The sequence below is a fragment of the Streptomyces sp. NPDC051940 genome, from assembly GCF_040680895.1.
Lineage (GTDB): Bacteria > Actinomycetota > Actinomycetes > Streptomycetales > Streptomycetaceae > Streptomyces.
On record NZ_JBFAXR010000079.1, the window covers coordinates 1 to 21,568 of the forward strand.

25 protein-coding genes are annotated in these 21,568 nt (G+C 74.8%); 10 read left to right on the top strand and 15 right to left on the bottom strand.

The window, feature by feature from the left end; translation table 11 throughout:
* Together AB0M28_RS26290 and AB0M28_RS26295 are read left to right on the top strand one after the other, a co-directional pair.
* The coding region (locus AB0M28_RS26290) for a DUF2064 domain-containing protein (protein WP_365409801.1) at window positions 1–617 on the top strand (617 nt) is incomplete at its 5' end.
* Window positions 614–1,294 (top strand): class I SAM-dependent methyltransferase, encoded by a 681-nt coding sequence (locus AB0M28_RS26295; RefSeq protein ID WP_365409804.1) that lies wholly within the window; start codon window positions 614–616, stop codon window positions 1,292–1,294. The genes AB0M28_RS26290 and AB0M28_RS26295, both read left to right, overlap by 4 nt.
* On the opposite strand, the gene AB0M28_RS26300 is transcribed toward AB0M28_RS26295, so the two are convergent.
* Window positions 1,224–1,748, bottom strand: a complete 525-nt coding sequence (locus AB0M28_RS26300; protein WP_365409807.1) for a hypothetical protein — start codon at window positions 1,746–1,748, stop codon at window positions 1,224–1,226. The genes AB0M28_RS26295 and AB0M28_RS26300 overlap by 71 nt on opposite strands.
* Window positions 1,712–3,022: a molybdopterin-dependent oxidoreductase gene (locus AB0M28_RS26305; RefSeq protein WP_365409810.1), complete on the bottom strand. Its 1,311-nt coding sequence runs from the start codon at window positions 3,020–3,022 to the stop codon at window positions 1,712–1,714. The genes AB0M28_RS26300 and AB0M28_RS26305 overlap by 37 nt, the downstream gene beginning before the upstream one ends.
* Window positions 3,023–3,136: 114 nt before the next feature.
* On the opposite strand from AB0M28_RS26305, the gene AB0M28_RS26310 reads away from it, so the two are divergent.
* Window positions 3,137–4,522, top strand: a complete 1,386-nt coding sequence (locus tag AB0M28_RS26310; protein WP_365409813.1) for a hypothetical protein — start codon at window positions 3,137–3,139, stop codon at window positions 4,520–4,522.
* A 31-nt stretch (window positions 4,523–4,553) separates the two neighbouring features.
* Here the strand turns inward: AB0M28_RS26310 and AB0M28_RS26315 are convergent, their stop codons facing one another.
* The 4 genes from AB0M28_RS26315 to AB0M28_RS26330 all read right to left on the bottom strand — a co-directional run bounded on the left by AB0M28_RS26315 (window position 4,554) and on the right by AB0M28_RS26330 (window position 7,370).
* A complete protein-coding gene (locus AB0M28_RS26315) occupies window positions 4,554–5,888 on the bottom strand; it encodes a hypothetical protein (RefSeq protein ID WP_365409816.1) in 1,335 nt (444 codons plus the stop codon).
* Window positions 5,889–5,962: 74 nt separating this feature from the next.
* On the bottom strand, window positions 5,963–6,472 hold the full coding sequence (locus AB0M28_RS26320; protein WP_365409819.1) for a SigE family RNA polymerase sigma factor: 510 nt from the start codon (window positions 6,470–6,472) through the stop codon (window positions 5,963–5,965).
* 138 nt (window positions 6,473–6,610) lie between these two features.
* Window positions 6,611–6,820, bottom strand: coding sequence for a DUF2277 domain-containing protein (locus tag AB0M28_RS26325; protein WP_365409822.1), 210 nt, complete (start codon window positions 6,818–6,820; stop codon window positions 6,611–6,613).
* 73 nt (window positions 6,821–6,893) lie between these two features.
* Window positions 6,894–7,370 (bottom strand): GNAT family N-acetyltransferase, encoded by a 477-nt coding sequence (locus AB0M28_RS26330; protein ID WP_365409899.1) that lies wholly within the window; start codon window positions 7,368–7,370, stop codon window positions 6,894–6,896.
* Between the two features lie 56 nt (window positions 7,371–7,426).
* Here AB0M28_RS26330 and AB0M28_RS26335 point away from each other — a divergent pair, with 56 nt between their 5' ends.
* Complete coding sequence (locus tag AB0M28_RS26335; RefSeq protein ID WP_365409824.1) at window positions 7,427–8,068, top strand: HAD-IA family hydrolase; 642 nt, start codon at window positions 7,427–7,429, stop codon at window positions 8,066–8,068.
* On the opposite strand, the gene AB0M28_RS26340 is transcribed toward AB0M28_RS26335, so the two are convergent.
* From AB0M28_RS26340 to AB0M28_RS26360, 5 genes are all read right to left on the bottom strand, one after another.
* On the bottom strand, window positions 8,043–9,407 hold the full coding sequence (locus AB0M28_RS26340; protein WP_365409826.1) for a hypothetical protein: 1,365 nt from the start codon (window positions 9,405–9,407) through the stop codon (window positions 8,043–8,045). The genes AB0M28_RS26335 and AB0M28_RS26340 overlap by 26 nt on opposite strands.
* Complete coding sequence (locus AB0M28_RS26345) at window positions 9,404–10,111, bottom strand: putative N-acetylmannosamine-6-phosphate 2-epimerase (protein ID WP_365409829.1); 708 nt, start codon at window positions 10,109–10,111, stop codon at window positions 9,404–9,406. Before AB0M28_RS26345 ends, AB0M28_RS26340 begins: the two co-directional genes overlap by 4 nt.
* Complete coding sequence (locus tag AB0M28_RS26350; RefSeq protein WP_365409832.1) at window positions 10,111–10,998, bottom strand: BadF/BadG/BcrA/BcrD ATPase family protein; 888 nt, start codon at window positions 10,996–10,998, stop codon at window positions 10,111–10,113. Before AB0M28_RS26350 ends, AB0M28_RS26345 begins: the two co-directional genes overlap by 1 nt.
* 87 nt (window positions 10,999–11,085) lie before the next feature.
* Window positions 11,086–11,274, bottom strand: coding sequence for a hypothetical protein (locus tag AB0M28_RS26355; RefSeq protein WP_365409835.1), 189 nt, complete (start codon window positions 11,272–11,274; stop codon window positions 11,086–11,088).
* A 69-nt stretch (window positions 11,275–11,343) separates the two neighbouring features.
* Entirely contained in the window at window positions 11,344–12,075 is a 732-nt protein-coding gene (locus AB0M28_RS26360; protein WP_365409902.1) for a uracil-DNA glycosylase, read from the bottom strand.
* 43 nt (window positions 12,076–12,118) lie between these two features.
* On the opposite strand from AB0M28_RS26360, the gene AB0M28_RS26365 reads away from it, so the two are divergent.
* A complete protein-coding gene (locus tag AB0M28_RS26365; protein WP_365409838.1) occupies window positions 12,119–13,003 on the top strand; it encodes an MOSC N-terminal beta barrel domain-containing protein in 885 nt (294 codons plus the stop codon).
* Between the two features lie 22 nt (window positions 13,004–13,025).
* On the opposite strand, the gene AB0M28_RS26370 is transcribed toward AB0M28_RS26365, so the two are convergent.
* Together AB0M28_RS26370 and AB0M28_RS26375 are read right to left on the bottom strand one after the other, a co-directional pair.
* Window positions 13,026–13,808 carry an alpha/beta fold hydrolase gene (locus AB0M28_RS26370; protein WP_365409841.1) on the bottom strand — a complete coding sequence of 261 codons (783 nt, stop codon included), beginning with the start codon at window positions 13,806–13,808 and terminating at the stop codon, window positions 13,026–13,028.
* Window positions 13,809–13,818: 10 nt separating this feature from the next.
* Entirely contained in the window at window positions 13,819–14,646 is an 828-nt protein-coding gene (locus tag AB0M28_RS26375; RefSeq protein ID WP_365409843.1) for an inositol monophosphatase, read from the bottom strand.
* A 90-nt stretch (window positions 14,647–14,736) separates the two neighbouring features.
* On the opposite strand from AB0M28_RS26375, the gene AB0M28_RS26380 reads away from it, so the two are divergent.
* The gene (locus tag AB0M28_RS26380) at window positions 14,737–15,555 is read left to right on the top strand and encodes an alpha/beta hydrolase (RefSeq protein WP_365409846.1); all 819 of its coding nucleotides are present in this window, start codon (window positions 14,737–14,739) and stop codon (window positions 15,553–15,555) included.
* A 36-nt stretch (window positions 15,556–15,591) separates the two neighbouring features.
* Here AB0M28_RS26380 and AB0M28_RS26385 read toward each other — a convergent pair whose 3' ends face one another.
* On the bottom strand, window positions 15,592–16,206 hold the full coding sequence (locus tag AB0M28_RS26385) for a 1,4-alpha-glucan branching protein (RefSeq protein ID WP_365409849.1): 615 nt from the start codon (window positions 16,204–16,206) through the stop codon (window positions 15,592–15,594).
* 346 nt (window positions 16,207–16,552) lie between these two features.
* Between AB0M28_RS26385 and AB0M28_RS26390 the strand changes: the two genes are divergently transcribed.
* Together AB0M28_RS26390 and AB0M28_RS26395 are read left to right on the top strand one after the other, a co-directional pair.
* Window positions 16,553–17,824, top strand: a complete 1,272-nt coding sequence (locus AB0M28_RS26390; RefSeq protein ID WP_365409852.1) for a glycosyltransferase family 4 protein — start codon at window positions 16,553–16,555, stop codon at window positions 17,822–17,824.
* 208 nt (window positions 17,825–18,032) lie between these two features.
* Entirely contained in the window at window positions 18,033–18,587 is a 555-nt protein-coding gene (locus tag AB0M28_RS26395) for a DUF1062 domain-containing protein (protein WP_365409855.1), read from the top strand.
* Here the strand turns inward: AB0M28_RS26395 and AB0M28_RS26400 are convergent.
* Window positions 18,577–21,120 carry a sensor histidine kinase KdpD gene (locus AB0M28_RS26400; protein WP_365409858.1) on the bottom strand — a complete coding sequence of 848 codons (2,544 nt, stop codon included), beginning with the start codon at window positions 21,118–21,120 and terminating at the stop codon, window positions 18,577–18,579. The genes AB0M28_RS26395 and AB0M28_RS26400 overlap by 11 nt on opposite strands.
* Window positions 21,121–21,357: 237 nt before the next feature.
* Between AB0M28_RS26400 and AB0M28_RS26405 the strand changes: the two genes are divergently transcribed.
* Window positions 21,358–21,480, top strand: a complete 123-nt coding sequence (locus AB0M28_RS26405; RefSeq protein WP_365409861.1) for a hypothetical protein — start codon at window positions 21,358–21,360, stop codon at window positions 21,478–21,480.
* Entirely contained in the window at window positions 21,477–21,566 is a 90-nt protein-coding gene (gene kdpF, locus AB0M28_RS26410) for a K(+)-transporting ATPase subunit F (RefSeq protein WP_365409864.1), read from the top strand. Before AB0M28_RS26405 ends, kdpF begins: the two co-directional genes overlap by 4 nt.
* The last annotated feature ends 2 nt before the right edge of the window (window positions 21,567–21,568 follow it).

The following is a 21,568-nucleotide window of genomic DNA, read 5'->3' on the forward strand; positions in this document are numbered from 1 at the left end:
CCCGCCCCGGCCGCGTCAAGACCCGGCTGACCCCCGCCTACTCCCCCGAGGAGGCCGCCGCCCTCGCCCGCGCCGCGCTCGCCGACACCCTGGCGGCGGGTCTCGCCGTACCGGCCCGGCGCCGGGTGCTGGTGCTGGACGGGTGCCCCGGCGACTGGCTGCCGCCCGGGTACGACGTCGTACCGCAGTGCGACGGCGCGCTGGACGTACGGCTGGCGGCGGCGTTCGCCGCGGCCGACGGGCCCGCGCTGCTCATCGGCATGGACACCCCGCAGGTTCGCCCCGAGCTGCTGGCCCCCGCGACCGGGCCCGGCGCCTGGGCGCGGGCGGACGCGTACTTCGGGCCGGCGCTCGACGGCGGCTTCTGGGCGCTGGGGCTGGCGGCGCCCGATCCCGCGCTGCTGCTCGGCGTGCCGATGTCCGTCTCCCACACCGGGGCCGTCCAGCGGCGGCGGCTGGCCGACGCGGGCCTGCGGATCGCCGATCTGGCCCCGCTGCGCGACGTGGACACCCCGCCGGACGTGCCGCTCGTCGCCGCGTCCGCCCCGCCGGAGGGCGCGTTCGCCGCCGCCGCACGCGAACTGGGCGCCGCGCGGCGCTCCGGGAGCCGGGTATGACGCCCGCGCCGGCCGACTCGGCGCCCTGGAGCGACACCGCGCAGCCGTACGCCGAGGCGCTGCGCACCGGACGCGGACCGCTGTTCCTGCGGCGCGCGGACGGCTGGCTGCTGCCGCTGGACGTGGAGCGCTGGTGCGGGCTGCCGGACGCCGCCGACTGGTCGGTGCTCAGCCGCTGCGCGGGCTCGGTCCTCGACATCGGCTGCGGGCCGGGACGGCTGGTCGCCGCGCTGGCCCAGCTGGGACGCCCGGCGCTGGGCATCGACGTGAGCGCCGTCGCGGTGGCCCGCACCCAGGCGACGGGCGCGAGTGCGCTGCGGCGGTCGGTCTTCGACCCGCTGCCGGGCGAGGGGCGTTGGGGGACGACGCTGCTGATGGACGGCAACATCGGCATCGGCGGCGACCCGGCCGCCCTGCTGGCGCGGGCGGCCGGACTGGTCGGACCGGGCGGGCGGTGTCTGGTCGAGGTGCTGTCGTACGACGTGGACGAGCGGGTGCGGGTGCACGTGTCGGACGGGTCGGGGGCCGACGCCCGGGGGCCGTCGTTCCCCTGGGCGCGGGTGGGGGCGGCCGCGCTGGTGCGGTACGCCGTCGAGGCCGGGTGGGTCAGTCCGGCGGGGTGGAGCTGGACGAGCGGGGCGCGGAGCTTCGTCGGGCTGCGGCGGGACGGCGGCTGAACGGCCGGTGGCGGAAGGGCCGGTGGCGGAAGGGCCGGCGCCCGGTCCTCCGTACCGCGAACACCACGGCCGACAGCGCGAACAGCGCCGCCGTGATCCACAGCCAGCGGGCCAGATAGACATCGATGTCGTGCAGCGTGGCCCGTTCGTAGTAGTCGCTCACCCGCAGCACCAGCGGGAAGAAGACGAGCAGCAGCAGCCCGGACAGCACCGCCGGCACCCGCACGTAGTTGACGCGTCCCGGCCCCAGCGCCTGCTGCGCGCCCCGGTCGAGGGCGGTGTACAGCGGCAGCAGGACCAGGTCGTGGAGCACCGCCGCGCCCACGAACCACAGCGCGACGGCGAACCAGTCGTCCTCCAGCAGCCGGACGCCCGCGTACCCGGTCAGGGCGAAGGACGCGAGCAGGAGTACGTACCTCACGCCGGCCTCCCGAGCGTCAGCCGTGCCACCCATTTCGTCTGGTGCACACCGGGGTTGTTCGGTACGACGACGCGCGCCGGATAGCCGTGGTCGGCGGAGAGCGGCGCGCCGTTCACGTTCAGCGCGAGCAGGGAGAGCGGATCGCGCACCTGGTTGGCGCGCAGGTACACGGCGCGGAAGGCGCCGGACCGCTGCAGGGACTCGACGAACATGTCGTCGGGTTCCGCGTCCACCAGCCGCGCCAGCTCCGCGAGCCGCACCCCGCTCCAGTCCTGGTCCCCGGTGGACCAGCCCTCGACGCAGTCGATGGCCAGCCGCGCGCGGGTCTGCGGCAGGGCGAGCAGCTCGTCCCGGCTCAGGCTCGCCTCGCGGCCGCCCGGGCCGAGGATCCGCAGCCGCCACCTCTCGCCGGTCTCCTCGGCGGTGATCCCGCGCAGGGAGGCGGGCTTGTTGACCTGGAAGCCGTTCTCTCCAGGCCCCGGATCGGCCCCGCCGCGCGGCGCGAGCAGGGCCGTGCGCCGCAGCGGGCCGCCGATGACCTGGCCGACGGTGAGGGCGAACAGGGTGAGCGATCCGGCGCCGACCAGGGCGACCGCACCGCGCCGGGAGATGGTGGGGGGAGCGGGGTTCCGCGCCTTCAGGTCCTCGCCCCCCTCGCCGTGCAGCCCCCGGCGCATCTTGGCGAAACGGGTGGTGACATGGACGACGAGCGCCGCGAAGAACACCCAGGCGCCGTAGAAGTGGAGCCGGTAGAAGCTGCCGGGGAAGAGGTACGCCAGCTGCGTGTCCAGCACACCGGTGGCGAACTGGAAGAGGGTGCTGCCGACGAGCAGGAGCAGCGAGACCCGGTCCAGCGCGTGCAGCACCGACTTCGCCGGCGGCCACTCGAACAGCTTCGGGATCACCGACCAGAGCTTGGCCAGCACCACCGGGACCAGCACGAAGCCGCCGATGACGTGCACCCCCTGGTTGACCTGGTAGAGCCAGGACGGGCCGGTCGGCCAGGGGAACAGCCAGAAGCCCAGCAGGCCCTTGTCGGGCGTGTGGTCGTTGCCCCCGCCGAGATCCGGGTTGTAGGCGGCGTACGACAGCAGCCCGGTGACGAACAGCAGCGGCATCCCCACCAGCAGGACCAGCCCCATCAGCGCGGTGAACCGGGGTCCGCGCAGCGGACTGCGCCAGAACTCCGGCCGGAACGGGCCCGGGGGCGGCCGCCTGGTGAGCACTGCGACACGCGCCGCGACCCGCGCCGCGACCCGCGACGCGGCATCCCTGACGGCTCCGGTGCGCGGCTTCGCTTCGTCCATGACTGCGACGGTAGGCCCGGGCGGCCCCCTCGCCGGCGGCGTGACACCTGACGAAAGCGTGACGTCAGCCCGGCGGCGCCGTCCCAGGTGATCCAGTCGGCCTAGTGTGGGCACGTGCTCACCGCAAACCGGACGAACCGGGCTGCCGTCCGGTCCGGCACCCGCGCCGACGTACTGACCGCGCTCGCCGGCCTCGCCCTCTTCGCGCTGGCCGCCGTCGTCGGCGCGGCCCTCATGGCCGGCGGGGACGGCGTACACCCGCTGCTGCTGGACTGGCCGCCGCTGCTCGCCCGGTGGTCCCCGCACACCGGGCCGGGCACCGCGGCCGCGGCGCTGGTCGGCTTCGCCGTGGTCGTCTACGGGCCCGCGCCGGCCGCGCGGCTGGGCTGGCGGGCGCTGCTGGCCGCGGTGTGGGCCGCGTCCCTGGCCTGGCTGTGGTCGCTGGCGCTGATCGACGGCTGGGACAGGGGTGTGGCCGGCCAGCTCACCACCGGCAGCGAGTATCTGAGCGACGGGCTCGGACGCTGGCAGGACGTGGGCGCCGCCCTGCGCACCTTCACCGACTACATCCCCTTCGACTCCGCCCCCGACAACTGGCCCGTCCACATCGCAGGACATCCGCCGGGCATGATGCTCACGCTCGTCGCCCTGGACCGGATCGGGCTCGGCGGCGGTCTGTGGGCGGTGGTGTTCGTGCTGACGGCGGCCGGGTCGGCGGCGGTCGCGGTGCTGGTGGCGCTGCGGGCGCTGGGCGCCGAGGCCCTCGCACGGCGGGCGGCGCCCTTCGTGGTCCTCGCGCCGTGGGCGGTGTGGGCGGGCGTCTCGGCGGACGGCTACTTCGCGGCCGCCGGGGCCTGGGCGCTGGCGCTGCTCGCCCTCGCCGCGGGGCGGGCGGTGCGGTGGCCGTGGCTCGCGGGGCTGGGGGCGGGGCTGCTGCTGGGGTGGTGCCTGTACCTGTCGTACGGGCTGGCGCTGCTGGCCCTGCCCGCGCTCGGGGTGCTGTGGGCGGCGGGGACGCTGCGGCCGGTGGGGTGGGTGCTCGCGGGGGCGGCCGTGGTCGTGGCGGGTTTCACGGCGGGCGGGTTCTGGTGGGTGGAGGGCTACCGGGTGCTGCACGAGCGGTACTACGCGGGGGCGGCGGGCTACCGCCCGTACGGCTACTTCGTGTGGGCCAACCTCGCGTGCGTGGTGGCCAGTGCGGGGCTCGCCTCGCTCGCGGGCGTGCGGCGGGCGGTGGTCGCCGTCGTACGGGCGGGGGCGGGCGGTCTGCGCCGGCCCCCGGACGCGGTGGTCGCGGTGGTGCTCTCCGCCGTACTCGCGATCCTGGTCGCCGATCTGTCCGGGATGAGCAAGGCGGAGACGGAGCGCATCTGGCTGCCGTTCACGCTGTGGCTGCTGCCGGCGTGCGCGCTGCTGCCGCGCGCGGGGTCGCGGTGGTGGCTGGCGGTGCAGGGCGTGGTCGCGTTCACCGTCAACAGCCTGTGGATCACCGGGTGGTGATCCACAGGCTGTCGGACGCGGGGCGGCGGGGCTACAGCTTGAGCCAGCTGCCGCTGAGCGCGATCTCCTTCAGCTGGTCGATGGTCAGCGGCATGTCGTCACGGGTGGCGTCCTTGTACACCGCGTCGGTGTTGGACATCGCCAGGACGATACGGCGGCCGTCCGGGTGCAGGACGTCCACGACCCAGCGCTGCACGCCGTCGCCGCCCTTCTCGGCGGGACCCTGCTCGATCAGGACCTTGGTGCCGTCGTCGAGGACCTGGGCGTCCGCGTAGCGGTCCTTGCCGCCGTCCGTGGGGTGCTCCTCGTCCTTGCCCGCGGTCGACTTCTCGATCTGCTGGACGTTGATCTCGACGAGGGAGACGCCGTGGCCGTCGTCGAGCTTGATGGGGACATAGCCCGGCTGGCCCTGGCCCGCCCGGATGATGTTCATGCCCTCCGGGAGCAGCGGGACGAACGCCTTGAGCATCGCGGACTGCCGGACGCCCGTCTCCTCCTCGGTCACCGCGCCCGGCTTGCCGGCCGTGTCCGTCTGCCCGGCCTGCACGTCCGCGATCACCGAGTCCCAGGCGCTGGACAGGGCCAGGGTCTTGAGCTGGGAGAGGGTCAGCGAGGGTTCGTCGCGGGTGTTCTCGGCGCCCTTCTCCTCAGGCGAGTTGTACGCCGAGATCATCACGTTCGCCCCGTCCTTGGTGATGAGGTTGGCGTACCAGACCCGGGGGCCGGGGCGCTGGTCCGGATATTCGTAGCCCTTGAAGAGCATGAGGTCGCCGCCGGGCACCTTGCTGACGTCGCAGGAGTCGAACCTGTTCAGCGCCTTGTCGGGGCACTGCATCTCGCCCGGCCCGCCGGCGGCGCCGATGCTGAAGGAGACCATCGCCTTGCCGCCGCCGTCGTCGTACACCAGGTTCGCAAACGGGGCTCCGGCGAGGCCCTGTTCGTCCGTCTCCGTGCCGCGCGAGAACGGCGCCGTGACCTCGACGTCGGCCCCGAGCTTGTCCACCGAGCGGAGCTGCGCCGTGGCCAGGGCCACGAACTTCTCCGCGCTGATCGTGTTGCCCTGAACCGGGTTGTCCCCGGTGCTGGGCGTGGTCTTGGTCTTGCTCCCGCCGGACGGCTTGCCGCCCGCCGCGGGGGACGCGGTACCGCCGTCCGCGCCGCCGAGCAGCAGCTGGGTGGTCATCCCCACCCCGCCGACCGCGAGGGCCGCGACCACGGCGATCCCCGCATTGCGGCGCCGGCGCAGCTGCTTGCCGCGCTTGAGGCCCCGGCCCACCAGGTCGGGCGGTGCCTGGCCGGGCACCACCTGCGTCACTGTCTGCCGGAGGCCGGCCGCGAACTCGTCTTCCAGTTCCGACTGGGACATGGCTGGTCTCACTTCCACTTCTGGTCTCGGGTCCGGGCGCGCTCAACAAGGCCCGGGGGCTGGGTCTTCGGCCGTCAGGCCGCGTACTCCGCGAGGTTCCCGCCGAGTGAGGAGCGCAGCTTCTCCAGCGCTCGCACACACCGGGTGCGGACCGCGTTCTCGCTCACCTGCATCGCTCCGGCCGTCTCCGCGACGCTCCGGTCCTCCCAGTACCGCAGCACGAGCACCGCGCGGTCCTTGGGCGCGAGCCCGGCGAGCGCACCGAGCAGGGTGATCCGGAGCGAGGGGTCGCCCGCCCGGGCCTCCGGCAGATCGGGGAACTCCCCCGTCGGCCGCTCCGTGCTGCTGCGCCGCCGCTGCTGGGTGAGGAAGGTGCGTACCAGCACGGTCTGCGCGTAGCCGGCGGGGTTGTCGACCCCGCGGCTGATCTTTCGCCAGTTGACGAACATCCGGCCCAGCGTCTCCTGGACCAGGTCCTCCGCCCGGTGGGTGTCGCCTCCGGTGAGCAGACAGGCAGATCTGTAGAGCTGCCCGGCGCGTGCCGACGCGAACTCCAGATACTCCTGTTCCTGTGCCGCCCCCATCAATGCTCCCCTCTGTCGCCGCTCTATCCCGTTGACGCGACGGGTGCGCGGTTGCGTTACAGCGGGGAGGGGATTCTTTCCGACGGCGTACGAAGCCGCGTCACCGGCGGCCCGGGCCGGTGAAGACCGAGGGGCCTGCTACTGCCCCCGCACCACCAGCGCGGCCAGCAGCTTCTCCGTGGCGGCCGCGACCTCCTCGACGGCCTCGTCGAAGGCGTCCGCGTTGTGCGCGGCGGGTCGGCGGAAGCCCGAGATCTTCCGCACGTACTGCAGCGCGGCCGCCCGCATGTCGTCCTCGGTGACGGACTCCTCGAACGGGGGGCGCAGGGTCTTGATACTCCGGCACATGTCTACGACGGTACTGGGCGCCTGTGACATCCGCGTCCGGTCTGTCTGCGGGTGACCGACCGGACGCGGGCGGTCAGGACCGCAGCGTGTACATCAGGTGCGCGTTGTCCCCGTGCAGCACCGTCTCGCCCCGCTTGAAGCCCATCTTCTCCAGCAGCCGGCACGAGCCGGTGTTCCCCGCGTACGGATCGGCGTACAGCGGCCGTGTCTGCTCCAGCAGCAGGAACTGCCGCAGCACCTTCGTGCCGATGCCGCGCCCCCAGAACTCGCGGCCGAAGACATAGCCGATGAACCGCCGCTCGCCCTCCCACCAGGCGACCGCGCCGCCCGCGACCGCCCCGTCGACCAGCGCCGTCTGCACGAAGACCGCGGGGTCGCCCAGGATCCTCGTCCGCCAGTGCGTCATGAACTGCTCGCGCCCGCGCGGCTGGAACTTCGACCGCCGCACGTTCTCCGGGTCGTGCTCGTGCGCGTAGAAGAACTCCAGATCCGCCTCCTCGACGTCCCGCAGCCGAACCGTCTCCTGCACCCGCAGCGCCTCGTTTCCCATGTCCCGCAGCTTGCCACCCGGCACTGACAATTCCGTCTCCTGTTAGCGTCCGGTACATGAAGGCCGTGGTGTTCGACATGGATGGGACGCTCGTCGACACGATGCCGCTGGTGCTCAGCACCTACGCGGCGACGCTGCGCGGACTCGGCGGGCCCGAGGTCACCCGGGAGCAGATCCAGGGCGCGTTCCGGCTGGGTACCGCCCCCGCGGTGCTGGCCCACTTCCTGGGCCGAGCGATCACGCCGGAGGAGCTGGAGCGGCACCGGGCGGAGTTCCGGTCGCGGGCGACGGCGGTCGAGCCCTTCCCCGGCGTCGTCGCCATGCTGGACACCCTGCGGGCGGGCGGTCTGCCGCTCGCCGTCTACACCGGCGCGTCCCGGGTCGGCGCGCGGCGGTCGCTGGGGATGACCGGCCTCGACGCGTACTTCCCCGTGGTCGTCACCGGTGACGACGTCCCCCGCCAGAAGCCCGCCGCCGACGGACTGCACCAGGCGTGCGCCGCCCTCGGCGTCCCCGCGGAACGCACGGCGTACGTCGGGGACACGGTCGCCGACCTCGACTGTGCCACCGCCGCGGGCGCCCGCCCGGTGCACGCCGCATGGGACGCGGAGGTGCCGCACGTCCCCGGGCACGCGCGCGCGGGGCATCCGCGCGAGGTGCCGGGGCTGGTCGCTAGCGGCGGCTCCGGGCGGCCGTGAGGGCGTCGTCCGCCGCGCCGAGCAGGGCCTCGGCGCCCGCCGTGTCGAAGTAGCTGGTCAGCGACTCGTAGCAGCCGGCCGTAACGCCGTCCGCGTCCGCGACGTAGCCGAAGTAGCCGTCCGTATAGCCGATCACGCGGGTGTGCGGGTCGCCGCCGCGCAGCCGCAGGCCCAGGGACGCGAACAGCTCGACCGGGAGGTGGAGCCAGGACGGCCCGCCCGCGAGCGTCACCACGCCGACCGGGAGCGTCAGTTCGGCGGGGAGGGCGGCGGCGCGCAGCCGCTCGACGGTCTCGGCGCCCTCCAGCGTCGTACGTGCCAGGCGCGCCCCGGGGGAGTCGGCGTCCGCGACGGCGGCCAGGTCGGTACGGGCCCGGGCCACCGTCCGCGCGGCCTCGGCCGGTTCGGGGAGGCGGCGTACGGGGACGGCGGCCGTCGAGCGGCGCAGCGCGGGGACGGCGTCCGGCAGCGGGCGGGCGGCGCGCAGCGCGTGCAGCACGGGGGCGGCGAGCAGTCCGCCGATCCGGTCCAGCTCGGCGGCGTCGCGCCCGCGGCGGACGAAGCGGGGGCTGGCGTCGCCCGCCGCGCCCTGGAGGAACGCGACGTGACAGCCGCCGAGCGCCGCGGCGAGCGCCCGGCGGGCGGCGCCGGGCCAGTCGGCGGAGTAGCGGAGGTTGTCGGGGCCGAGGACGGTGGGGTGGCTGGCGTGGTCGAGGAGGAGGGCGAGGGGGCGGTCGGGGGTGGGTGCTTCGGCCGCGTCGGGGGCGGGTGCCTGTGCCGGGTCGGGGGCGGGTCCCTCCGCCGCGTCGGAGGCCGGTCCCTCCGCCGCGTACACCGCCAGCACGCCGGTGGTGGTGTCGTGCGGGCCGTCCGCCCGGTGCCGGTTCGCGCCCACGCCGGGGGCGTCGACGACCGTCCACGTCAGCCGCGCCGGGACGCGGGCCGCGGGCAGCGCGGCTGCCGCGTACGCCACGGCGTCCGCCAGCGCTGTCTCCAGCTCCGGCTCCCGCACCCCGGGGACGCTGGGGGAGATCTCGCCCGCCCAGCCCACCGGCGCGGCGTGCGTGTGCGAGGCGCACACCAGGACCCGCTCGGCGGGGATCGCGGCGGCGCGGGCCGCGGCCACCGCCAGGCGGGCGGCCAGCCCGGTGTCGACGGCGACCGCGTCCACGGTGAGCCACAGCACCCCCGGGTCCGCGTCGCCGGACAGCCAGACGAGCGTGGCCCGCAGGGGGTCGGCCGTGCCGGTCGCGGGCCCGGTCCGCGCGACGTAACCGCCCAGCAGATGCCCGGGCGGGGGCGTGATGTCGGCCGTCACGGCCGCCGCGTACAGGGTCATGTGCCCGGCCTCTCGTCGGTCGTCGTCCCGAGCGCCGCCGCCAGCCGCCCGGTCATCGCCATCGGGTCCGTGATCGCCTGCCCCACGACCACCGCGTACGCCCCCGCCTCGCGCGCCCGGCGTACGTCGTCGGGGGTGCGGTAGCGGCCCTCGGCGATCACGGGGCGGCCGGTGGTCGCGGCGAGGCGGCCGACCAGCTCCAGGTCGGGTCCGTCGGGGGCGGGGCCGCCGCCGGTGTAGCCGGAGAGCGTGGTGGCCACGTAGTCGGCGCCGGCGCCGGCGGCGGCCCGGCCGGCCGCGAGGGAGTCGACGTCCGCGACGACGGGGACGCCGAGTTCGCTCCGGATCCGGCGGATGAGGCCGGCGGGCGTGACGCCGCCAGGCCGGGGCCGGTCCGTCGCGTCGAGGGCGACGAGGGTCGCCCCGGCTCGTACGACCTCGGCGGCGGTCTCGAAGGTGGGCGTGATGAACACCCCTGACGGATCGCCCTGTTTGCGCAGCCCGACGAGAGGCAGCGCGGTCTCCGCCCGGATGGCGCGGATGTCGGCGGCCCCCTCGGCCCGGATCGCGGCGGCCCCGCCCGCGGCGGCGGCGCGGGCCATCAGCGCCATGGGTCCGGGACCGTGCAGGGGGTGTCCGGGGCGGGCCTGGCAGGAGACGATCAGCGCGTGCGGGGGCAGGAGGCCGGCGGGGGGAACGGTCATCAGCGCCCCCTCCCGTATACCTGCACCGCGTTCTCGTACGGCCCGAGCGGACCCGAGGCGAGCCGTGCCGCGCCGGCCAGCGGCGGGCCCGCCGCCGGGAGGAGCCGGGCCTGCGGGGCGCGTACGGCGACGGCGGCGCGCAGCGGGGCGAGCAGCTGCTCCCCCGCCCGGAACAGCCCGCCGGTGTACGCCACGGGGACCTCGCCGGCCGGCAGGGTGCGTACGGCGATGGTGATCGTGTGCGCGAGCTGGTCGACCGCCCAGTCGACGATCGACCGGGCCACGGCGTCCCCCTCGGCGGCGACGGCGAAGACGTGCGGGGTCAGCGCGGCGACCTCGGCCACGGCCGCGGGCGAGGTGTAGAGGCCGGCGAGGTCCGGGACCTCGAGCTTGGTGGCCGGACCGCGGCCGTCGGCGGCCCGGACGGCCGCGGCCACGGCGGCGCGGCCGATGGAGAAGCAGCCGCCGTCGTCCCCGAAGAGGTACCCGGCGCCGTCCACCACGTGCGACACGCGGTCCCCCAGCGCGAACGCGATCATCCCCGTCCCGGCGGCGACGACCACCCCGTACCCCCCGGGCAGCGCCCCGGCGTGCGCGGTGACGCAGTCGCCGGACAGCCGCAACTCCCGCACCCCCAGCAGCTCGACGACCGCCGCGGCCAGCTCGTCGCGCAGCACGGGATCCCCGGGCATCCCGGTGAGCCCGAGACAGGCGGTCTCGAACGGCCCGCCCACCCCCGCGTCCCCGAGTGCCTCCCGGATCAGCCCGAGATTGACCCCGACGGGATCCCCACCGTGCACGAACCCCCGCCCACACCCGCTACGGCCGTCGGAGGTGACCAGCCGAGTCCCCGACTGCCCACCGTCGATCCCGATCCAGGACGTCACGCCGCCTCCCGCCAGATCCGTAGATCCACCTTGGCCGAGCGACGTGAGGCCCGTAAAGGGGCGGGAGCGGGCCGTGTGCGATCAGTGCTACGGCCCCTCCGCCATCCCGCTCACCCGGGCGATCGCCGCGACCTCCCGTCTGTCCGCCTCCCGCTGTGCGGCCCGGGCCGCCCGCGTCGACCAGAACTTCCGGTCCAGGTCGACCACTTCCCAGACGCCGTCGGCCGGCAGCAGGCCCGCCACCGCGCCGTACACCTCGAACAGCTCCTCGTCCATGCCGCGATTGTCCCGGCCGGCACTGACAATTCCGCCGCGACGCGTGGCCCGTCACCCGGCCGAACGACATCAGCGCAGGCCGGCGGCCCGTGCCGCGTCGCGCAGGACGGCCCGCAGCATCGCGGGGGTGAGGCGGCCGGTGAAGGTGTTCTGCTGGCTGACGTGGTAGCACCCGAACAGGTGAAGGTCCGGGCCCTCGGCCGCCGGGAGCACCGTGTGCGCCCCGTGGCCGAACACCGGCCGCGGGCGCGGGATCTCCCAGCCCGCCTCCGCCAGTGCCGGGAGCGCCGCCTGCCAGCCGAACGCGCCGAGCACCACCGCCGCCCGCAGCGTGGGCCGCAGCAGCCGCAGTTCGCCGGTCAGCCAGGCACGGCAGGTGTCGCGCTCCTGCGGGGTGGGCCTGTTGGCCGGCGGGGCGCAGTGCACGGGCGCGGTGATCCGTACGCCGTACAGCTCCAGCCCGTCGCCCCGGTGCGTCGAGGTGGGCTGCGAGGCCAGGCCCTCCGCGTGCAGCGCGGCGTACAGCACGTCCCCCGAGCGGTCGCCGGTGAACATCCGCCCGGTCCGGTTCGCCCCGTGCGCCGCCGGCGCCAGGCCGATGATCGCGAGCGCCGCGTCCGGCGGACCGAAGCCCGGGACGGGGCGGCCCCAGTAGTCCCAGTCGGCGTACGCGCGGCGCTTCACGCGGGCCGTCTCCTCCCGCCAGGCGACCAGGCGCGGGCACGCGCGGCAGTGCGTGAGGCGTTCGTCGAGCACGGCGAGGCTGCGGGCGGTACGGGCGCGCTGCTCCGGGGAGGCCATGCACCGATCATGGCCCAGCCGCGGGTTCCCTACGATGGCTGTCATGACGATGACAGTGCAGGAGCTGACGTACTACCCGGTCAAGGGCTGCCGCGGCGTACGGGTCGAGACGGCGGAGCTGGGCGTGGCGGGGCTGGCCCACGACCGGACGTTCATGGTCGTGGACGCCGCCGACGACTCCTTCCGCAGCCAGCGCCGGCTGCCCGCGATGGCCGCCGTCACCGCCGAGGTGCTGGACGACGGCGCCGCGCTGCGGCTGTCCGCTCCCGGCGCGGGATCCGTGACGGTCCCCGTGGCGTACGACGGACAGCGGCGCGAGGTGACCCTCTTCAAGCGCGCCATGGGCGAGGCGGTCGACCAGGGCGACGAGGCCGCGGAGTGGTTCTCGCAGGCGCTGGGCGCGAAGTCCCGGCTGGTGCGGGTGCGGCCCGGCTTCGACCGCGACGGCTGGGGCGAGACCCCCGGCAAGGTCAACTTCGGCGACGCGCACGCCCTCCTCGTCACCACGACCGCGTCCCTCGCCCACCTCAACGCGCGGATCGCCGAGCGCGGCGACGCGGCCCCCGTCCCCATGGACCGCTTCCGCCCGAACATCGTCCTCACCGGCTCCGCCGAACCGCACGTCGAGGACCGGATCCGGCGGCTGACGGTCGGCGGCACGGAGCTGGCGTACGCGGTCATCGCGGTCCGCTGCAGCGTCCCCCTCGTCGACCAGGCCACCGGCCGCCGCGCCGGCCCCGAGCCGGTCCGCACCCTGGCCACCTACCGCCGCGAGCCGGCGTACGACAACGGCGTCAGCTTCGGCATGAAGGCCGCCGTCCTGCGCGGCGGCCGGATCGCGGTGGGTGACGCGGCCGAGGTCACGGCGTGGGGCGAGTCGGAGTCGGGGCTGGCGGAGAAGCCGGCGTACGCCCGGAACGGTTCGTAACAGGCCGGGTCCTGCCGGAACTTCAGCCCTGCAGGAACTTCAGCACCAGCGGCGTCGCCTCCTGCGCGAACTCCTCGAAGTACGCGTGCCGCGCGCCCTCGACCAGCCGCAGCCGCGCGCCGGGGATCCGCCCGGCGAGCAGCGGCGCGTTGGCCGTCGGGTTGAACTCGTCGTCCGTGCCGTGCACCACCAGCGTCTCGGCCGTGATGAGCGGCAGCGCGTCCCAGGCGTCGTGCCGGCCGCTGGCCAGCAGATGCCGGCGCCGCGCGTACGGCTCCATCGTGGGGTCGCCGAGGGTGCGGAAGTGGTGGCCGGGGTGTTCCGCCAGCCAGCGCGGGGTGTACATCAGCTCCTTGAGCGCCCGCATGGCCGCCGTCTGGTCCCGCTGGACGAGCGACTGCCGCACCTCGTTGCTCCGCTCCACGCCGTGCGGCGCGCCCGGCGAGGTGCAGCCCAGCACCAGCCGCCCGACCCGCTCCGGATGGTCGGCGGCCAGCCACTGGGCGACGCGGCCGCCCATCGACGTGCCGTAGACGTGGGCGCGGCCGATGCCGGCCTGGTCCAGCACCGCCACCGCGTCGGCGGCGAAGCCGCGCGTGCTGTACGAGTCGGTGTCGGGGCGGTCGCTGCGGCCGGTGCCCCGCCAGTCGAGGACGACCGTGGTGAACCCGTCGTCGAACTCCTCGCGGACGGCGTCCCACCAGTGCAGGTTGTTCGCCTGGCCGGCGAGCAGGAGCAGCGGCTCGCCGTGGCCGTGGACCTCGTAGTGCAGTCGTACGCCGTCGGCGCTCGTCGCGAAGGGCACGCGGGGACCCCTATCGTGCCGTCGTCGTGGCCGGTGCGGCGCTCGGGGACCCCGGCAGCAGCCGGTCCCGTACGGTCCGCCAGCTCTCCGCGTCCGCCGCCGCCAGCAGCCCGGTGCGGTCGTCGGCCGGTCCGTACACGCTGCCGTCGGGCCGGCGTACGACGCCGCCGGCCTCCGCCAGCAGCAGGGCGCCGGGAGCGTGGTCCCAGGGCAGCGTGCGGTGGAAGAGGACGAAGTCGCGCTCGCCCTCCGCCAGCCGCGGGTAGTCGAAGCCGGCGCACTTGCTGCCCGCGCCGAGCTCCGCGAAGTGCGGCGCGGCCGCCTCGACGTGCGCGCGGGTGTCCGGGTCGAGGAAGCGGGTGAGGGCGTCGCCGCGCAGCTTCTCCGCCGCGCCGGGCGCGCGACGCAGGCGCACGCCGTCGCACCAGGCCCCGGCACCGCGTTCGGCGGTGTACGCGCGGCCGGTGGCGGGCTGCACGATCCAGGCGGCGACGGTCTCGCCGTGCCGTACGAGGGCGGCCATCACGGCGTGCTCCGGGCTGCCGGCCACGAAGTTGGCGGTGCCGTCGAGCGGGTCGACGAGCCAGGCGGCGTCCGCCTCGCGCAGCGCCCGTACGAGGGAGGGGTCGGCGGCCGCGGCCTCCTCGCCGACGACGGGCGCGTCGAGCAGGGCGCGCAGCCGGCGGCCGATCAGCTCCTCGGCCTCCCGGTCGGCGACGGTGACGACCTCGCCGGGCGCCTTCTCGTCCACGTCACCCGCGGCCAGGGCCCGGAAGCGCGGGGTGACGGCGGCGTCCGCGGCTTCGCGGAGGATGTCGGTCACGTCGTCCAGATGCATGCGGCCAGGCTATCCGGGGTGTGTTTCCGGCTCAGGTCGAGCCCCGGTCGCCTCTGGCCATGGGCGGGGCCGGGCGTTACGGTCCCGGGCATGGATCTCCGGCTGGACGATGGACGACGACTGCGGGTGTACGACACGGGCGGCGGCCCGCTGACCGTCTTCTGGCATCACGGCACGCCGAACACCGGCCTGCCCCCGGAGCCCCTGTTCCGCGAGGGCGTGCGCTGGGTGTCGTACGACCGTCCCGGTTACGGCGGCTCGACACCGCGTCCGGGACGGGACATCGCCTCGGCCGCCGCCGACACCGCCGCCGTGGCCGAGGCCCTGGGGCTGGAGCGCTTCGCGGTGATGGGGCACTCCGGGGGCGGGCCGCACGCCCTGGCCTGCGCGGCACTGCTGCCGGAGCTGGTGGCGGCGGCGGTGAGCGTGTCGGGGGGTGCGCCGTACGGGGCCCGGGGGCTGGACTGGTTCGGCGGGATGGCTCCGTCGATCGAGGGGTCGCTGCGGGCGGCGGTGGCGGGGCGCGCGGCGAAGGAGGCGCACGAGGCGACGGCCGCGTACGAGCCGGGGATGTTCACGCCGGAGGACCACGCGGCGCTGGCGGGGACGTGGTCGTGGTTCGAGAAGGTGGTGCGCCCGGCCGTGGAGTCGGGCCCGGGCCCGGTGGTCGACGACGATCTGGCGTTCGTGTCGCCCTGGGGCTTCGACCCGGCGGGGGTGAAGGCGCCGGTGCTGCTGGTGCACGGCGACGCGGACTGCGTGATCCCGTCGGCGCACGCCGAGTGGCTCGCGGCCCGCGTCCCCGGGGCGGAGCTGCGGCTGCACCCCGGGGAGGGGCACATCTCCGTCCTGGAACACGGGGCGGGTGCGCTGGACTGGGCCGTGGAGCGGCTGACGGCGGCCGGGTAGGGCGGCCGGCCGCCGCTGCGGGGCTGCCGCTCCGGCTCAGGCGCGAGCCGTCACGTACACGCCCCGTCCCGGCTCCCCCTCACCGCGCACCACGACGGCCGTCACGTGTCCCACGGCGTCCTCGTCGACCGTCCCGGGCGCGATCCGCCGGTGGACGCGCAGCGTCGGGCCCCCGGGCTCCACGGTCACCTCGGTCCCGGTGGGACCGTCCACGGCGCGGAAGTCCGCCACGGGGGCGCCGGCCGCCAGCTTCCCGTGCACGGAGGGGTCCAGCTCGCCGTCCAGGTGCTGCGAGTGCGCGGGCGCCTCGCCCCGCATGAAGGCGACGAGCTGGGCCACCGCCACCGGGTCGCGCACCGCGTCGTACACCCACCGCTTGCCGAGCACCCCGTGCTCGGACGTGCCGATCAGCGCGTCGTCCGCGCCGTCGAGCGGCGCTCCGCGATAGCTCATCGGGACGAGGTAGTGCCCGTCCCCGCTCCCGACGACCATGAACTCGATCCCGACCTCCCCCTCGGGGTCCTCCAGCCGGAACCCGCCGGCGCGCCGCAGCCCGGAGCCGTCCCCCTCGTGCCAGGGCTGCCGGGGCAGCCACGCGGCGAGCAGCTCCAACTTGGTCGGCGTGACGGTGGTGTTGTGGATCCTGGCCATACGAGCGTCCTCCCGCGAACCAACGACGACCCGCCCACCCTCTCACCCGCCACCGACACCGCTCACCGGACCCGGCCCGCGGGGCGCGCCGGCGCACGGGCGGCCGTTCGCACGCGAACGCACGCTCGATGGAGTGAAGTCATCCGGTTTAGGAGATTTCTTCATAAGTCTTCCCGATGTCCTCCTATTCTGCGCACCATTGCGCCCGCGCGACATCCGGCAGTCGGCGACGGGGGGCAAGCCGAGTGCCAGTTACACGGGGGTGTACGCGTGCCGCTGCCCTCACCAGTGCTTCCGCCCGGCATCCGCCGGACCCCCCACCGGACGCCCGGCAGAAAGGCACGACGTGAAGATCGCGTTCCTGCTGCACGACGTCTACGGCATCGGCGGGACCAACCGCACCACGCTCAACCTCGCCGCGGCGCTCGCCGACCGCCACCAGGTGGAGATCGTCTCGATGCGCCGGCACCGCCGCGACCCGTACTTCGCCCTCGACCCGAGGGTGTCACTGGTGAACCTGGTGGACGCCCGTAAGGACAGCGCCGACGCGCGCGACCCGCGCTCCGCCGAGCCGTCGACGGCGTTCCCGTCCGCGGAGATCCGCCACCACCAGTACAGCCGCCTCGCCGACGCCCGCGTGGAGGCGTATCTGCGCGGCAGCGACGCCGACGTCCTCATCGGCACCCGCCCCGGCGCGAACGCGTACCTGGCCCGCTTCGCCTCCCCGACGGCGCTGCGCATCGGCCAGGAGCACCTCAGCCACGACGCCCACAGCCCGCGGCTGCGCGGACAACTGGCCCCGCTCTACCGCCGGCTGGACGCCCTGGTCACCACGACGGAGGCCGACGCGCGCGTCTACCGCCGCAGGATGCCGCTGCCGGGCGTCGAGGTCCTCGCCGTACCGAACAGCGTGCCGAAGCCGGACGCCGCCCCGTCGCCCGGCACGGAGAAGGTGATCGCCGCGGCGGGCCGGCTGGCCCGGGGCAAGCGGTACGACGTGCTCGTCGACGCCTTCGCCCAGGTGGCGTCCCGGCACCCGGACTGGTCCCTGCGGATCTACGGCACCGGCCCCGAACGCGCCGCGCTGCAGGCCCGGATCGACGGCCTCGGGCTCACGGACTCGGCCCGGCTGATGGGCGTGGCCACCCCGATCGAGCCGGAGTTCGCGAAGGCGTCGGTCGTCGCCGTCTCGTCCGAGGCGGAGTCGTTCGGGATGACGATCGTGGAGGCGATGAGCTGCGGCGTACCGGTGGTGAGCGCCGACTGCCCGCTGGGGCCCGGCGAGATCATCGACGACGGCGTGGACGGCCGCCTCTTCCCGGTCGGCGACGCGACGGCGCTGGCGGCCGCCCTGACCGCCCTCATCGAGGACGAGCCGTCCCGCCACGCCATGGCGGCGGCCGCCCTGCGCAAGGCCGCGCGCTTCACCCCGGAGACGATCGTCCCGCGCTACGACGACCTCTTCGCCCGCCTCGCCGCCACCCGCGCGGAACGCGCCCGCGCCCGCGGCCGGGGTGCCGCGGCCGCCTGGGTGCGGGAGTCCTCCGTACGCCTGCGGTCGGGGGCGCGCCGCACGGCAGGGCGGGTGGTGCGCGGAGTTCGCGGGCCGGCGGGGTAATTCGGTGGCGTGGCCGGGCGGTTCACGGTTAGCGTGCAGCCGCACCTGTCACCCGGAGAAGGACGTGCCGTTGTACACCGTGTGAGACACCCCGAGCGCTGATCCGTCGCGTACCGCACTGCTGCGGCGCGGCTGATCCGTCGCGCGTCGCGCTGCCGCGACGCGCCCCTTCTCGCTGCGGTCATCTCACCGGAACTGGTGCATCTCTGTGTCATCCACCTGGGCCGTCGTGCCCTCCTCCCTGCCTGCCGTCATCCGCCGCTGCTACACCTGCCCCTCCGGGCGCTACCGGCCGAGCGGACGGTTCCGTGTCAACGCCAACCACAAGCTGCTGGACGTCTGGCTGCTCGCCCTCTGCGCGGAGTGCGGGGAGACCGTCAAGTTCACGGTGATGGAGCGCACGTCGGTGCGCCGCATCCCCCCGGACCTGCTGACGCGCCTGCACGACAACGACCTCGCCCTCACCGCCGAGCTCCTCCTCGACCCGGCCCTGCGGCACCGGAACAACATCGCCCTGGACTGGACGGGGGCCTGGCGCCTGGACGCGGACCCCGCGGCCCGGGACGCCTCGCGGGACGAAGCGGTGGAGGTCACCGTCCGCAACACGGCACGGATCCCGGTCCGCCCCGTACGCCTGATCGCCGAGGGTCTGGGCCTGACCCGGACCCGCGTCGAAACCATGCTGGACGAGGGCCGGATCGTCTCGGCGGACCGCCTGCGGGGGAAGCTGACAGGGGAGTTCTCCTTCACGGTCAAGCGGTGACCCCGGCCGTGACCGCAGGCTCGGCCACCGCCTTGAGGGTGAGGACCATGGTCAGCCCGCCGCCGGGGGTGTCCTCGGCCGTCAGGCTGCCGCCGATCGCCTCGGCGAAGCCCCGGGCCACGGCGAGGCCGAGGCCCACGCCGGCACCGCGCGGGGCGTCGCCGTACCGCTGGAAGGGTTCGAAGATCGTGTCCTTGGCGGCGTCGGGGACGCCGGGGCCGCGGTCGATGACGCGCAGCTCCACCCGGTCTCCCAGGGCGCTCGCCTTGACGACCACCGGGCGGTCCGGCGGGCTGTACTTCACCGCGTTCTCCACCACGTTCGCCACGGACCGCTCCAGCAGCCCCGGGTCGACGCTGATCATCGGCAGGGTCTCGGGGATGTCCAGCTCCACGCCGCGCTCGGACACCCCGGCGAGCGCCATGGGCACCACCTCGTCCAGATCGACCTCGCGCAGCAGCGGGGTGACGGTGCCGGTCTGCACCCGGGACATGTCCAGGAGGTTGCCGACCAGATGGTCGAGCCGGTCGGCGCCCTCGTCGATACCGGCCAGCAGCTCCGTCCGGTCCTCGGGGGACCACTCCACGTCGTCCGAGCGCAGCGAGGTGACGGACGCCTTGATGGCGGCGAGCGGGGTGCGCAGATCGTGGCTGACCGCGGCGAGCAGCGCGGTGCGGATGCGGTTGCCCTCGGCCAGCGCCTCGGCCCGCTCGGCCTGGCCGACCAGGCGCTGGCGCTCCAGCACGGTGGCGGCCTGGGCGGCGAACGCCGCGAGGACGCGGCGGTCCTCGGCGGGGAGCTTGCGGCCGGTCAGCGCCAGGGCCATGTGCTCGCCGACCGGCATGTCGACGTCGGCGTTCTCCGGGCAGCCGGGGACCGAGCCGGTGCCGGCGCTGCCCGCGCAGGTCCACGGCTCCGTCTCGCCGGTCCGCTCCAGCAGCGCCACGGACTGCATCGCGAAGGTCTCCCGGACCCGCTGCAGCAGCGCCTCGAGGGAGGTCTCCCCGCGCAGCACGCTGCCGGCCAGCAGGGACAGCACCTCGGACTCGGCGCGCAGCCGGGCGGCCTGCTGGGTACGGCGGGCGGCGAGGTTGACCACCGAGGCCACGGAGGCGGCCACCGCGAAGAAGATCGCGATGGCGACGATGTTCTGCGGGTCGGAGATGGTGAGGGTGTGGACGGGCTCGATGAAGTAGTAGTTCAGCAGCAGTGAGCCCACGGCCGCCGAGGTCAGCGCCGGCAGCATGCCGCCGAGCAGGGCGGCCAGCACGGTGACGAAGAGGAACAGCAGCACGGTGTTGGCGAAGCCGAAGCCGCTGCCGGCGGCGGTCAGCAGCGCGGTGAGCAGGACGGGACCGCCGAGCCCCGTCAGCCAGCCGGCCGCCTGCCGGCCGCGGCCGAGCCTGGCGCCCCGGGCGACGGGCAGTCCGCGGCCCTTGGCCACCTCGTCGTGGGTGACGATGTGTACGTCGAGATCGGGGCCGGAGTCCCGGGCCACCGTGGCGCCGACGCCCGGCCCGAACACGTACTGCCACGGCTTGCGGCGGCTGGAGCCGAGGACTATCTGCGTGGCGTTGACCCCGCGGGCGAACTCCAGCAGGGCGTGCGGGACGTCGTCGCCGATGACGTGGTGGAAGGTGCCGCCCAGGTCCTCGACCAGGGTGCGCTGGACGGCCAGCTCCTTCGGCGAGGCGGACGTGAGCCCGTCGCTGCGGGAGATGTACACGGCCATGATCTCCCCGCCCGCGCCCTTGGTGGCGAGCCGGGCGGCGCGGCGGATCAGGGTACGGCCCTCGGGGCCGCCGGTCAGTCCGACGACGATGCGTTCGCGGGCCTGCCAGGTGGTGCGGATGCCGTGCTCGCTGCGGTACTCGCGCAGGTACTCGTCGACCCGGTCGGCGACCCACAGCAGCGCCAGCTCGCGCAGCGCGGTGAGGTTGCCGGGGCGGAAGTAGTTGGACAGGGCGGCGTCGATCCGGTCCGGGGCGTAGATGTTGCCGTGCGCCATCCGGCGGCGCAGCGCCTGCGGGGACATGTCGACCAGCTCCACCTGGCCGGCCCGGCGCACCACCTCGTCCGGGACGGTCTCGCGCTGGCGTACCCCGGTGATGTTCTCCACCACGTCGCCGAGGGACTCCAGGTGCTGGATGTTGACGGTGGAGATCACGTCGATGCCCGCGGCCAGCAGCTCCTCGACGTCCTGCCAGCGCTTCTCGTTCCGCGAGCCGGGCACGTTGGTGTGCGCCAGCTCGTCCACGAGGGCGACCGTGGGGCGGCGGGCCAGTACGGCGTCGAGGTCCATCTCGGTGAAGGTCCGGCCGCGGTACCCGAGTTCCTGCCGCCGTATCTGCTCCAGCCCGTGCAGCATCACCTCGGTGCGCGGGCGCCCGTGGTGCTCGACGAAGCCCACGACGACGTCCGTACCGCGCTCCAGGCGCCGATGCCCCTCGGAGAGCATCGCGTACGTCTTGCCGACCCCCGGCGCGGAACCGAGATATATCCGCAGCTTGCCGCGTTTCGCTTCGCCATCCATGCGTTCGTTGTCCGTCTCGTCCGGATACCTGCGCAGCGTCGAGGGTACGGCCACCACACCGGACAAAAGGGGCGGGCAGTGGGTCCCGGGGAGAGCTTTGACACTTCCCTGACGCCCGAGCGCAGAGGCCGTACGACGTGAACGGCGCCCCCCCGTCAGAGATGCGTCAAAGAACCGCCGCCCCCCGTATGAGCCACGTCAACGACGGACTCGGCGGCCTCCGGACGCGGTTTCCTCGTGAGGACCGATCAACCGGAACCTCATCTAGGAGCACCGATGGCCGACCTGGCCTTCGTCGTCACCACGATCGCGGTCTTCGCGCTGGTGGCCTTCATCGCCAAGGGAGTGACCAAGCTGTGACCGCCGAGAACATCGTCGGCCTGGTCGTGGCCGTCGCCCTCCTGGGCTACCTGATCCTCGCCCTCGTGTACCCGGAGAGGTTCTGACG